General features: G+C 47.7%; 9 protein-coding genes. 4 read left to right on the top strand and 5 right to left on the bottom strand.

The features are described from left to right. Positions 1–63: 63 nt before the first annotated feature. Genes AC8GFK_RS00125 through AC8GFK_RS00110 form a run of 4 tightly spaced genes read left to right on the top strand, consistent with a single transcriptional unit; the run spans position 64 to position 4,033 of the window. Positions 64–771: a glycosyltransferase family 2 protein gene (locus AC8GFK_RS00125; protein ID WP_506625217.1), complete on the top strand. Its 708-nt coding sequence runs from the start codon at positions 64–66 to the stop codon at positions 769–771. Beyond that, complete coding sequence (locus AC8GFK_RS00120; protein ID WP_506625216.1) at positions 758–1,345, top strand: PI-PLC domain-containing protein; 588 nt, start codon at positions 758–760, stop codon at positions 1,343–1,345. The genes AC8GFK_RS00125 and AC8GFK_RS00120 overlap by 14 nt, the downstream gene beginning before the upstream one ends. Next, the gene (locus AC8GFK_RS00115) at positions 1,342–3,342 is read left to right on the top strand and encodes a glycosyltransferase 87 family protein (RefSeq protein WP_506625215.1); all 2,001 of its coding nucleotides are present in this window, start codon (positions 1,342–1,344) and stop codon (positions 3,340–3,342) included. The genes AC8GFK_RS00120 and AC8GFK_RS00115 overlap by 4 nt, the downstream gene beginning before the upstream one ends. Further along, entirely contained in the window at positions 3,335–4,033 is a 699-nt protein-coding gene (locus AC8GFK_RS00110) for an HAD family hydrolase (protein ID WP_506625214.1), read from the top strand. Before AC8GFK_RS00115 ends, AC8GFK_RS00110 begins: the two co-directional genes overlap by 8 nt. Here AC8GFK_RS00110 and AC8GFK_RS00105 read toward each other — a convergent pair. From AC8GFK_RS00105 to AC8GFK_RS00085, 5 genes are all read right to left on the bottom strand, one after another. After that, positions 4,030–5,184 (bottom strand): DNA polymerase III subunit delta', encoded by a 1,155-nt coding sequence (locus AC8GFK_RS00105; protein ID WP_506625213.1) that lies wholly within the window; start codon positions 5,182–5,184, stop codon positions 4,030–4,032. The genes AC8GFK_RS00110 and AC8GFK_RS00105 overlap by 4 nt on opposite strands. Next, positions 5,185–7,233, bottom strand: coding sequence for a dTMP kinase (gene tmk, locus AC8GFK_RS00100; protein ID WP_506625212.1), 2,049 nt, complete (start codon positions 7,231–7,233; stop codon positions 5,185–5,187). It abuts the gene before it with no gap. Between the two features lie 41 nt (positions 7,234–7,274). Then, positions 7,275–8,243 carry a UDP-glucose 4-epimerase GalE gene (galE, locus tag AC8GFK_RS00095; RefSeq protein ID WP_506625211.1) on the bottom strand — a complete coding sequence of 323 codons (969 nt, stop codon included), beginning with the start codon at positions 8,241–8,243 and terminating at the stop codon, positions 7,275–7,277. A 25-nt stretch (positions 8,244–8,268) separates the two neighbouring features. Beyond that, positions 8,269–11,031, bottom strand: a complete 2,763-nt coding sequence (topA, locus tag AC8GFK_RS00090; RefSeq protein ID WP_506625210.1) for a type I DNA topoisomerase — start codon at positions 11,029–11,031, stop codon at positions 8,269–8,271. 71 nt (positions 11,032–11,102) lie between these two features. After that, complete coding sequence (locus AC8GFK_RS00085; RefSeq protein ID WP_506625209.1) at positions 11,103–13,388, bottom strand: sodium-translocating pyrophosphatase; 2,286 nt, start codon at positions 13,386–13,388, stop codon at positions 11,103–11,105. Positions 13,389–13,494 lie beyond the last annotated feature (106 nt).

Here is a 13,494-nt window from a genome sequence, read left to right as displayed (position 1 = left end):
TGTAGTTTTGGTAAACAAACTCTATTTGTGTATTGACAAGTCTACTCACCAGGAGATTTCGAAATGATGTACGCAGAAATTGTGATTCCTTGCTTTGACGAAGAGTCAGGTTTGCCTGAACTGATCCAGGAATGTATTTCAGTTATCAACGCCTCTAACCATGAACTGGGATTCATCCTTGTTGATAATGGCTCAAAGGATAGAACTAGAGAATTTCTTCTGAAATTGGTTGGGGATAAGCGAAATTTCAAAATAGTGGAATTACCTGAAAACCAAGGGTATGGGGGTGGGATCAAGGCTGGCCTCGAGGTTAGTTCTGCCGAGATCATCGGTTGGACGCATGCTGATTTGCAAACCCCTTTAATTGACTGTCTCAACGGTTTACTTAAGATTAAGGACGGCGCAGAATTTGTGAAAGGTCATCGGACTGGAAGAAAATGGAGTGAAAGGTTCTTCTCCAGAGGGATGTCAATATTTGAATCCAGATTATTCAAGATTAGTCTTGAGGAAATCAATGCCCAGCCAACCATTTTCCGTAGAAAATTTTACGAAATGTGGGTGTCTCCGCCAAATGATTTCTCCCTCGACCTTTATGTTTTACTCGAGGCGTCACGCAAACAATTAGAAATAAGGCGTATTTGCGTTAGATTTCTTCCACGTCAATTTGGGCACTCCAAATGGAATCTCGGAATTATCTCTAGATTTAAGTTTATTGTTCGCACCTGTAAGTATTCGATCAATTTAAGGAAAATTTTAAATGAAAATTTATAGCCACCGAATTAATTCGAGATCTGAGTTGGAAAGGATTCCGGCTCATTATGGTGTTGAAATTGACCTTAGATCCCAGGATCGTAATTTAATCCTTGCGCACGATCCTTTTGTCGGTGGAGAACTTTTTTCGGACTGGCTCAAATCTTGGAAAGGCCAATCGCTGATTCTCAATGTGAAAGAAGATTCACTAGAGAATGCAATTATTGAGGCACTAAATCCTCTTGGTATCTCAGACTACTTTTTTTTGGATCAGAATTACCCGTCGATTCGACGGACGATAGCTATGGGGGTTAATAAGTTAGCAACACGAGTGAGTGATTTCGAAGATTTGGACACTTGTCTCAAGTCGGGTTCGGAGTGGGTTTGGCTCGATTCATTTTCAGGAGATTGGTCGTATTTGCCGACTGCAGTAAGGGCGATTTCCCAGAATGGCCAGAAGTCATGTTTGGTCTCACCCGAACTGCAGCGGGGTGATGAATCTAGTGAAATGTCCATTCTGCATGAGCTAATTCGGAAAGAAGAATTAATCATCGATGGGGTCTGCACAAAGTTCGCCAAGAGCTGGGAAGTATGAAGAAATTGAAAATTCTGTCCTGGTTAGCTGTGAGATTAATTTTCATTGTTTTTTTCTCTTCTTCAATTCAAGAGGAGCTCTTTGTTCCCTTTTTTACAATTACTGGATTTAATTTTCATGACCCATGGAGTGCATGGGTAAATTCATCTGGGAGAAGTGATGCATTCCCCTATGGATTAGTGATGTATTTGGTGTTTCTCCCTGCCATTGTTACTCACAAAATACTTCAGTCATTTTCTATAGAAATGGGCTTCAGCTATTTAATTCTTACTACTGTTTTACTTATTGAGTTTTTCATATTTAGGGCAGTAAGGGTGTTCGACATGGAAAGCAAGGGCGCTTGGCCGTGGTTTGCAATCTTTTCCCCATTGAGCATCTATATATCGTACGTGCACGGCCAAATAGATTTAATCCCATCGGCACTTTTCTTTGCTTCTGCTCTTTTCGCCATGAGAAATCATTGGGGGAAAGCCGGATTAATGGCTGGGCTTGCATGCGCTGCCAAGTTTAGCTTCGTTCTGGGAATACCTTTTTTTCTAGTGTTTTTCTTATCAAGAGGTTCCAAACGCAAAGCTGGATCGAGTTTTGTTCTTGGATTGATACCTGGGCTATTTTTCTTGCTTCTGCCCGCGATATATTCACAAGGCTATCATGTTATGGTCTTAGAAACACCCGAGGTCCTTAAAACCTTAGATGCTCAAATTCAATTGGGCATATCAGTTTTGTACTTGCTTCCCGTGGTGTACCTGATTGTGATTCTTGCGTTCTGGAGCTTGAATCATATTTCAACATTTGTTCTGGTCTCATATGTAGGCATTGGATATCTCGTTTTGGCATTTACTCAAACTTCCTCGGTTGGTTGGTATTACTGGTCGCTACCCTTCGCTCTCTTCACACTTCGAAAATCTTCCACCCGAACCCTTGCTCTGTACTATATCTGGCAGCTCAATGTGGTTCTCTTTTTCCTAAGTGCGGAAACTGTTTTGGTGAGCCGTTTCTTTGGTGATGTCCGAGTTAATCTCTCAGAGATTAACTTACTCAGCGGTTTGTTGTTCACATCTTTGGTTGTCCTCGGGGTGGTACTTGTATTAAAGATAATGCACGAAGCTGGCAAGCTTGGAGATATTTATTCTCTCTCAAAAAAGCCTCTGGCCATAAACATTGCGGGGGATTCCGGGGTTGGCAAAGATACGTTGACCAATGAGATTGCACGACTTTTTGGAGACCAAGAAGTGGCTCTTTTGCTTGGTGACGACTATCACTTACATGAAAGGGGAGACTCCTCATGGTTAAGCACAACACATTTATCAACTGACTCAAACGATCTCGAAGGAATGGGTAAGGACTTCAAGAAGCTATTGAATGATGAGAGGGTTTTCGTTAAACACTATGACCATAGGGTGGGTCGATTCACATTACCGAGAGGAATAAACTCTTCACAAGTAGTTATTGCCAATGGAATACATTCCATTCTAATTCCAGGTTCTGAACTTGCAGACCTGAAAATTTTTATGAGTATGGATGACGATCTTCGTGTACAGCTAAAAATATCGCGGGACATGGCTTCAAGGCACTATGCGAATGAGGCTGAAATTAGAAAATCGATTGTCGAACGGGCTGCACATTATCAAGAATTTGTTCTGCCTCAGCTTCACGATTCAGACTTACATTTTCATATGAAATGTATTTCTTTTTCGCCTCTAAGACTAGGTGTTGTTCTCGAGTCCAAGGACTCCGCATTCGTAAGGGAAATTAGTCAACTATTGAATGCAGTCTTGAGCACTCCAAGTATTCTTCAAAGATCTCACAACGCTATGTCGTTGGAAATAGATCCGACTTATTTCAAGAATCAAGATGCAGTTCTTATACTCAATCGAAACTTGGAGTCACCTGAACAATTGTTTACTTCAAGTCCTGTCTTTTCAGATGGTTCAGTGGGGGTACTTTCCTTGATTTCGATTTTGTATTTACTCAGAAAACGTAGAAATTATGTTTGATACTCCTGAGTTAGTTATTTTCGATTTAGACAATACTCTTTACGATTATAATGTTGCCAATTTGGCTGGCGAACATTACTTAATGGAGCATTTGAAAGATAACTTGCGTATCTCTGAAAATGAGTTCTACGAATTGTGGTCGGCTGCGCGCGTGCAGGTCAAAGAGACTTTGGGACTTAGCGCGTCCGCGCACAGCCGCCTAATGTATATTCGTGAGTTTTTGAACTCAAATAAATTCCCCACTTACGCTACTTTCGCACTTGAATGCGAACAAGTTTTTTGGCGTGGTTACTTTGACAAAATGACTCTATTTAATGGAGTGGAGGCTTTCATATCTTTGCTTCGATTGAATCAGGTTAAGCTAATTCTTGTTACAGACCTATCCACTCAAATTCAGCTTAGAAAATTAGCCTGGTTGGGGTTAGAGAAATCTTTCGATCTAATCGTAACTTCTGAGGAATCTGGTGGGGACAAGGTGACTGGTAAGTCAGAATTAATGGTCAAGAAATACGTTGAACCGGAAATTGGTAAGACGTGGTCAATAGGCGATTCGCAAGCTGACCACTTGTTTCCGTCTTCCTCCTACTTTTTCAGGAAAGTTCCTTCTGGGAAGTTTAAGGGATTATCGCAACTTGAGATGGAATTTAGCGACTTTCATGATTTAATTGGATTAATTCAAAGCTCGAGCTAGCGAGAAAGCTTGCACATCAGCGCTTCACATATAACGAGCGGTGCTGAATTTCGTGCGAGATTTTCGCGGGCGTCCATGATGGCGTTGATTTTATTGATTGTTGAGTGTGATGGTGAGTTGGCTGCGTAACTTTCGATCTGTTCGCGCATATCAATATTGATCATTGAATCTATACTGCCCGATTGCACCATCATGACATCGCGGTAGAAGGTGGCAATATCAAGTAGTGCCCCATCTATGGAGTCGCGGACCATTCGGGTCGAGCGAGACTTCTGCTCTTTCTCAAGTTCTTTAACGGCTTTGGCTCCGCCGGTTGCCATACCGCGGCCGGTTGCTCCTTTTCCGTAAGCTTCTTGAAGCTTCTCAACTTCTTTCTCGTCGCGCTCATCAGATGAGGCATTCGCTTCTGTTGTTGCTAGATCTACAAGCGTTTGTGCAGCTTGGAATGCGGCAGCGAGTGAGCCGAGTTGAAGCGGCAGATGCATGATGGTTTTGCGGTTACTGCGATCGGATTCGTTGGTTGCTAAATATTTTGCACGGCCAATATGTCCTTGGCTAACGCGAGCTGCGAAATCTGCCATGCCTGGAGCGATGTGGTCGCGGTTGATAAGAACCTTGGTGACTGCTTCAAGGCTTGGTGTGCGCAGTTGTAGGTGGCGGCAACGTGAACGAATAGTTGGCAATACATCGTGAAGTGTGGGTGCGCAGAGTAACCAGACTGTGCGAGTGCCTGGCTCTTCGATTGCTTTAAGAAGTGCGTTGGCAGCGGACTCGGTAAGTCGGTCAGCATCTTCCATGACAACTACTCGCCAGCCGCCCATGGATGGAGCCCATGCAACACGGGTAAGAAGTTCGCGGACTTCTTCAACTTTAATTGAGAGACCTTCGGTGCGAATGATTTCAACATCGGGGTGGCCATGAGTTTTCGCTGAATTGCAGTCATTGCAGGTGCCGCAACCATCGTTAGGGCAGATTAGTGCCTGAGCAAAGGCGACTGCAGCTGATGAACGCCCTGATCCTGGGGGGCCTGTAAAGACCCAGGCATGCGTCATTTCTTGTGATTCTTCACCTGTCCGAGAAGCAGCAACGGCTCCCTGCAGGATCTCGATGATGTGTTCTTGACCGACGAGGTCGTCAAAGACAGATGTCATTTACTTTCTAAATCTTTTCTTCTTAGGTTCTTCTGCATTGCGCTTAAGTTCTGGAAGTTCTGCAACACGGGCAATGATTTGTGCGTGAATCTCTTCAACAGTTTGTGTGCCATTGACCACGAAGTAACGCTCAGGATCCATCATTGCAATTTGTAAGAACTCTTGGCGAACGCGCTCGTGGAATTCTGTGGGTTCTGCTTCAAGGCGATCGCGTGATTGAAGGCGGCCAAGTCCGATTTCCGCAGGCACATCGATAAGGATTGTGAGTGTTGGGTACAAACTCTCTGTTGCCCAGCGAGAGATGCGTGCAACTTCCGATGGATTTAGTACGCGACCAGCGCCCTGGTAAGCCGCAGAAGAATCGAAGTAGCGATCGGTGATGACAACATCTCCGCGATCAAGGCCTGGGCGGATTACAGAGAAGACATGGTGGGCGCGATCTGCTGCATAGAGAAGAGCCTCTGCGCGTGGACTAATAATTCCTGTTTCATGTCCGAGAAGAATTTTGCGTAAGTCTTTTCCAAGATCTGTTCCACCAGGTTCGCGCGATAGAACAACAGTCTCGCCTTCTTGTTCAAGCCACTTTGCAAGAAGTTGTGATTGTGTTGATTTACCGGTGCCTTCGCCACCTTCGAATGCGATGAAGATTCCCTTTGATTGCGTGCCGGTGATTGCACCGAGTTCGCCTTGAAGGGCTGCGAGGATGTCAGACCAGAGAGAGACTGTTGGGCGATCTTTCATCTGATGATATGAAACAGAACCAATGAGAGCAGCGATGATTCCTGCGATGAGCATCGTGATCTGTGCGCCGTTGTAGTTAAGAACGATTGTCTGGAATTCATAGCGGTGTTCACCGATTGTGGCGGCGATGATTGGAGCGATTGCTAGAACTGCCACCAAAGTAATGCGGATCAATGACTGTACGAATGCGAAGGTGCGGCCGCGAACATCATTAGTGACTTCCATGCCGAGCATGGTGAAGCCGGTAACCCAAGCGATTCCACTGAAGGCTCCGAGGATTGCGACGATAAAGACCGAAAGAACAAGGTTTGAGATAAGAGCTAAGAGAACAAGGAAAACACCAGATGTTGTGAGCGCTGCGCCGAATAAACGGCGGCGCGAGAACTGTGCAAATACTTTAGGGCCGAATGCGATACCGATCGCAAGACCAGTAAAGACAGAGCCGAAGAGAACACCGTATGCGGCATCTCCGCCACCAAGGTCGCCTACGAATGTGCGGGCAAGACCGATAACAGCGCCAGCTGCTGAGAATGCGCCGACCATTCCGATGATGAGACCGCGGATGATTTTTGATTCAGAGACAGCTTTCCATCCTTGAATCAAGGATTGTCCGACGTTCTCATCTTTATTTGATTTAGATGCAGAACCCTTTGGTATTTCCTTGAGGCCGCGGATTGTCCATGCGGCGAATAAGAATGAGAGTGCGTTGACATAAAGGGCGATATCGATTGAGTTGCTTGGAATCAGTGGGCTGATTGCTGCGAGCGCACCTGAAAGAAGTGTGAGAAGTGAGAAGAGAATTGCTGCAATTGGTGCAGTTCCGTATGCAGCAAGGAGTGAAACTTGATTTGCATTCTCGAGTTTGTCGCGTGGGACAAGGTTGGGAACTGATGCTTCCTTTGCAGGTGACCAGAAGAGAGTTAGGCACTCGACGAGAATCATTGCGGTGTAGAGCCAGAAATATGTGTGAACGATTGGAATAGAGATGTAGAGAGCTGCGCGCATGATGTCGACTGAGACCATAAGGCGGCGGCGATCGAAGCGATCGGCGATTACTCCGGCGATGGGGCCGAGAAATACTGCAGGAAGTAAGCGAGCGATAAAGACGCCGGCGATTGCGAAGTTTGCTGTTGCGTATGAGCCGCCAGAGAGTTGTTGTGCGAGCGCCGTGGTTGCAAGAAGGCCGAGCCAATCACCAAGGGATGAGAAGAGCATCGAGTTCCAGAGCCTGCGAAAGGCTGGGATTGCTAAGACGCTGCGGCGTGCATCCGGCGCTGGAGCAGCGGGGGTTGGCAGGCTTGCAGGCATGGAGTGAGTCTATCGGGCGCAGCTGATACGCCTAGAAAGGGCTAAAAGAGGCTGCGGACGCTCTCTTCGAGAGAGTATTGCGAGGTAAAGGCCATCGCTGACTTGGCGAGGTTGATATCTGCGCACAAGAAGGCTGGGTCGCCAGCGCGACGTTCGACTTCATTGACCTTGGTATCGGCCTTGTTGGTCGCTTCAAGTACGAGCTTGATGATTTCACGTACTGATGCGCCGCGGCCAGTGCCAATATTCATTGCAGGTGGAAGTTTAGTGGTGGCATTTGCGGCAGCTAAATGTGCGCGGGCGATATCGCGGACATCGACGTAGTCGCGGATACATGTGCCATCAGGTGTTGGGTAATCGGTTCCGAAGATTGTTGGTGCCTCACCCTTGTTGAGTTTGCCAAGAACGATAGGGACAAGGTTTTCAACTGAGTTATCGAGAAGTTCTGGGGCTGCGGCTCCTACGACGTTGAAGAAACGAAGTGATGTTCCGTGGTTTCCGTCAGTGTTGATGAAGTCGGTGACTTTGGATTCTGCTTGGTACTTAGAGTCACCGTAAGGAGAGATTGGTTTCTTATCGCCATCTTCTTTGCAAGGGTCCATTGAATCTGGGCTGCCGTAGACAGCTGCAGTGGATGAGAAGATAAATTTCTTAACGCCGTTGCGCTTCGCGATTTCAAGAAGTTCTGTTGTGGCATCGAGGTTTACTTCGAAGTACTCATCTGGCTTTTCCATAGATTCACCCACGGCTTTGAGTGCTGCGGTGTGGACGATGCCATCAATCTTGTGGGTGCGGATTACGTTTTCAATCTCGTTGTAATCGCGGATATCAGCTTTGATCAGTGGGATCTCGACGTTGTGCTTTGCGCGCAGGTAAACGATGCGGGATTCAAGGCCCTGGTAGAGCGAGTCATAGATGACGACGTTCTTGCCGTTGCGGATGAATTCATCAGCGATATGTGTGCCGATGTATCCAGCGCCTCCGGTAAGTAACCACGTCTCTTGAGTCATGAGTGGAGTCTACTTGGCGAAGTAGTTAAGCCTTCTTCGCTTTTCCTGTGGCTTTCTTGGCAGCTTTCTTCTTTGTTGCTGCCTTCTTTACGGTGTTCTTTGTAAGTGTTGGGGCAGCGTCTCCTGGCTTTACCTTTGCTGCCTTCTTGCGGGACTTCTTAGGTGATGGGCCATTTTCTGCTTCCCATGCGCGGCGGCCTGCAAGGAGTTCGAGTCCGCGCTCGAGAGTCATTGCTTCAAGGGTGTCACCGCGACGAAGCGTTGCATTGGTTTCACCATCGGTGACATACATACCGAAGCGACCATCTTTGATAATGACTTGTTTTTCACTGCCGGGATCAACACCGAGTTCTTTCAGTGGTGGCTTTGCAACACCACGGCGGCGTTCCTTTGGCTTTGAGTAAATTTCGAGTGCTTCATCGAGATTGATGGAGAAGAGTTGATCTTCAGATGTGAGTGTGCGTGAATCTGCGCCGGCCTTTAAGTACGGACCATAGCGGCCGTTCTGCACGGTGATTTCATCGCCTGCGCTGTTGGTGCCAAGTACGCGAGGAAGAGATAAGAGTTTGAGTGCATCATCGAGTGTGATGGTGTCGAGGTTCATTGTGGAGAGCAGGGATGCGGTCTTTGGCTTTGGCGCATCAGCTTTCTTGCGCTTCTTCTTTGGTTCACCCTTGTCGTTAAGCTCGACAGGTTCTTCAGGGAAGATCTCGGTGATGTATGGACCGAATCGTCCTGACTTTGCAACAACTTCGAAGTTTGTCTTTGGGTCTACACCGAGTTCTCGTTCTCCCGATGGAGCTGCAAGTAGTTCGATTGCTTTTTCAAGAGTGAGTTCATCGGGTGCAAGGTTTTCAGGAATGTTGGCAAGTTTGCGATCTTGATCTGGGATGTTCTCTTGTAAGTACGCACCGTAGCGGCCAACACGGATTTCGATGGTGTCAGATAAATTCATTGTGTTGGTAGCGCGTGCATCGATAACACCGAGGTCGAGTGCGAGTTCGTTAAGCCCTGGTTGGCCATCGACGCCGTAATAAAAATCGCGGAGCCAATCGACGCGGCCTGCTTCACCGGAAGCAATCTTGTCGAGATCTTCTTCCATTGATGCTGTGAAGTCATAATCCACGAGCTTGGTGAAGTGGGTTTCGAGCAAGCCAGTTACTGAGAATGCGAGGAAGGTTGGAACCAGTGCGCGACCGCGCTTATAGACATAGCCGCGGTCTTGAATAGTTTGAATGATTGATGCGAATGTTGATGGGCGGCCGATACCGAGTTCTTCTAGTTTCTTAACGAGAGTTGGTTCGGTGTAGCGCGCAGGAGGTTTGGTGTCATGGCCTTCGCAAGAATATTCATCGACCTTAACTGATTGACCAACGGTCATTGCAGGTAAGCGGCGGTCTTCGGATTCTTCATCATTGTTCTCATCAGTTGCGATGTCATCGTATGCGGCTAAGAAGCCAGGGAATGTAATGACAGAACCATTTGCGCGGAAGATTGTTTCTTTCTTATCTGCAGTTTGCGCGTCAAAGTCAACGCGCATCTGCATCTTCTTGGCATCAGCCATCTGGGAAGCAACAGTGCGCTTCCAGATGAGGTCATACAACGCAAATTCATCGCGAGAAAGTTCTGGTGCTAGCTCACCTGGTGTCTTAAAGACATCTCCTGCTGGGCGAATCGCTTCGTGCGCTTCTTGCGCGTTCTTAGATTTACCTTGATAGAGGCGTGCAGTTTCGTAGACGTGATCTTTTCCGTAGAGCGATGTTGCGGCAGCGCGTGCAGCCTTAATTGCTTGGTCGGATAAGTTGATTGAGTCGGTACGCATGTAGGTGATGTAACCGTTTTCGTACAAGCGCTGTGCAATACGCATCGTGATTTGTGCGCCCCAACCAAGACGTGAACCAGCATCTTGTTGCATTGTTGATGTTGTAAATGGTGGCTTAGGGCGTTCAGTGCGTGGACTTTCTTCCATCGACTTAACTGTTAGTGGAGTGTTCTTTAGCGATTCAGTGAGCGCTGTTGCTTGTTTTTCATCAAGTAAGAGAATGTCTTTCAGTGACTTTTCCTTGACTGCGCCATCAGCTCCGAAGTCAGCGGTAGAGGCTACTTTCTTGCCATCTACTGAAAGCAGGCATGCAGTAAAGCCAAGCTCTGTCTTTGCATTGAGATCCCACCAAGAAGATGAGATGAAGGCCATGCGTTCGCGTTCTTTTTCAACGATGAGGCGGGTTGCAACAGATTGCACGCGCCCTGCTGAAATGCGCGGCATAACTTTCTTCCAGAGAACCGGTGAAAGTCGGTATCCGTAGAGACGATCTAGTACGCGACGAGTTTCTTGCGCATCAATGAGGTTGTAATCAAGGTCGCGAGTGTTTTCAACGGCTGCCTTGATTGCTTCTTCAGTGATCTCGTTAAAGACCATGCGCTTAATGGGAATTTTTGGTTGTAATACTTCAACGAGGTGCCATGCGATTGCTTCGCCTTCGCGGTCTTCGTCAGTTGCAAGAAGGATCTCTTCAGCGTCCTTCATCAACTCCTTAAGCTCGGCAACTTTCGCCTTTTTGTCGGGGTTGATGACATATAAAGGTGCGAAATCGTTTTCGATATCGACGCCCTCTTTAGACCAGGCGAGCTTCTTTACCTCTTTAGGGATATCAGCTGCGCGCTGTGGCAAGTCGCGAATATGACCGACGCTAGCCTCGACGATAAAACCATCGCCGAGGTAGCCGCCAATTTTGCGTGCCTTCGCTGGTGATTCAACAATCACCAGCTTCTTGAGATCTTTTGCCATAACTACTTCGGGTGGACACAATGGTGACTAGGGAAGAATTGCACTATTGATTACCTGAATTTCCGTCCGTATTAGTAGTCGATAGTTGTCGATTGACGACGGTTACGAATAAGAGCTCCGATAATCACAACAACTGCAACCGCTGCGATGAGCAGTGACTTTGTTGATTGTGTTGGAAGTGCGAAGCTAACAATCGCAGGTGTAATCAAGAGACCAACAAGGTTCATCACCTTGATAAGTGGGTTGATTGCAGGGCCGGCAGTGTCCTTAAATGGATCTCCGACAGTGTCACCAACAACTGTTGCTGCGTGGGCATCTGTGCCCTTGCCACCGTGGTGTCCATCTTCAACCATCTTCTTTGCGTTATCCCAAGCTCCACCTGAGTTAGAGAGGAAGACAGCCATCAAAGTACCTGTGCCGATTGCACCTGCAAGGTATGCACCGAGTGCGCCAACGCCGAGACCGAAGCCGACTGCGATTGGAGCCATCACTGCAAGAAGTCCTGGAGTGACAAGTTCACGTAGTGAATCGCGAGTACAGATATCGACAACGCGACCGTACTCAGGCTTTTCTGTGCCCTTCATGATTCCTGGGTGAAGCTTGAACTGATTACGAACTTCAACAACAACTGCACCAGCTGCGCGTGATACTGCGTTGATTGCAAGTCCTGAGAAGAGGAATACAACTGCTGCACCGATAATCAAACCGACGAGGTTGCGAGGGGATGCGATATCAAGAACCCCTTGGTATTCGAGAGCAACTGTTGTGCCTTCGCCAACTGCCTTGATAACTGCTTCCTTGATTGCATCGGTGAATGCGCCGAACAACGCAGTTGCTGCAAGAACAGCTGTCGCGATTGCGATTCCCTTAGTGATTGCCTTAGTTGTATTACCAACTGCATCAAGTGAAGTAAGAATCTGTGCGCCTTCACCCTTAACGTCGCCTGACATTTCTGCAATGCCTTGTGCGTTATCTGAGATTGGGCCGAATGTATCCATCGCAACGATGACGCCTACTGTTGTAAGCAATCCAGTACCTGCGAGTGCGATTGCGAAGAGTGACAAGACAACTGATCCGCCACCGAGCAAGAATGCACCGAATACTGCTGCAGCGATAAGAAGTGCTGAGTAAACAGCTGATTCGAAACCGACTGAGATACCAGCGAGAATTACAGTTGCTGCACCTGTCTGAGATGAAGCTGCTACATCGTTTACAGGGCGCTTGCCGGTTTCAGTAAAGAAGCCTGTAAGTACCTGAATTGCAGCTGCAAGAACGATTCCGATGATTACTGCACCAAATGCGAGAACGCGTGGGTTGATATTGCCAGCTTCTTCGAGAACTGTTGGTGAGTAGTTTGTAAGCAAATTGAACTTACCTGGAAGGTAAGTAAATGTTGCAAGACCGGTAAGACCCGCAGAGATAATTGCTGACATAAAGAATGAGCGGTTAATTGCGCTCATTGCTGACTTATCTGTTGAACGCAAACGAGTTGCGAAGATTCCGATAACTGCTGTGATGATTCCGATTGCAGGAACAATCAGTGGGTAGATAAGGCCTTCGTTACCGAATGCGGCCTTACCCAAGATGAGTGCTGCAACAAGTGTTACTGCATATGACTCGAAGAGGTCTGCAGCCATACCAGCGCAGTCACCGACGTTATCGCCGACGTTATCTGCAATTGTTGCAGGGTTACGTGGGTCATCTTCTGGAATACCTTTTTCAACTTTACCGACGAGGTCTGCTCCGACGTCAGCTGCCTTTGTGAAGATACCGCCGCCGACGCGCATAAACATCGCGAGCATTGCAGCACCGAAACCGAAACCTTCGAGAACAACTGGTGCGTTCTCGCGGAAGAGAATTACAACGAGGGATGCACCAACAAGTCCGAGACCAACAGTTGTCATACCGACAACGCCGCCTGTGCGGAATGCGATTTGAACAGCCTTGCTGCCATCCTTCTGACGAGCAGCTTCTGCGACGCGAACGTTTGCGCGTACTGCGAGCCACATGCCGTTATATCCAACGAGTGCAGAGAAACCTGCGCCAAGGAGGAAGAAGACAGAGCGACCAACGCGAAGTGCGGTGGTGTCAGCTGGGAGTGCGAGTAGGAGGAAGAAGACGATTCCTACGAAATATGAAAGTGTGCGGAACTGGCGGGCAAGGTATGCCGCAGCGCCTTCTTGGACAGCTTCAGCGATCTCGCGCATCTTGTCTGTTCCATCGCTTGCTGCCAAGACTTGCTGGCGAAGAGCGAAGGCGATTCCGAGTGCGCCGAGCGCAACTGCAAGAACCACATAGGTGATGTTGAGATTGGAGCCGGTCACTTGCACGGTCGATAGGGCAGCAGAAGCTGTCATGTTTTCTCCTCCATTGGAGAGTCAGGGCGCCCCAAGTTGAGGGAGAGGCGCGCAGGCTCTGCGAAGTTTAGGGTCTGGAGGGGGCTTTTTAGCAAATCTATACATA

It is taken from the genome of Planktophila turicensis (SeqCode), assembly GCF_965234405.1.
GTDB classification, from domain to species: Bacteria; Actinomycetota; Actinomycetes; order Nanopelagicales; family Nanopelagicaceae; genus Planktophila; species Planktophila turicensis.
The sequence above is the reverse complement of the archived record's forward strand: the minus strand, read 5'-3'. Positions and strand labels throughout refer to the sequence as shown.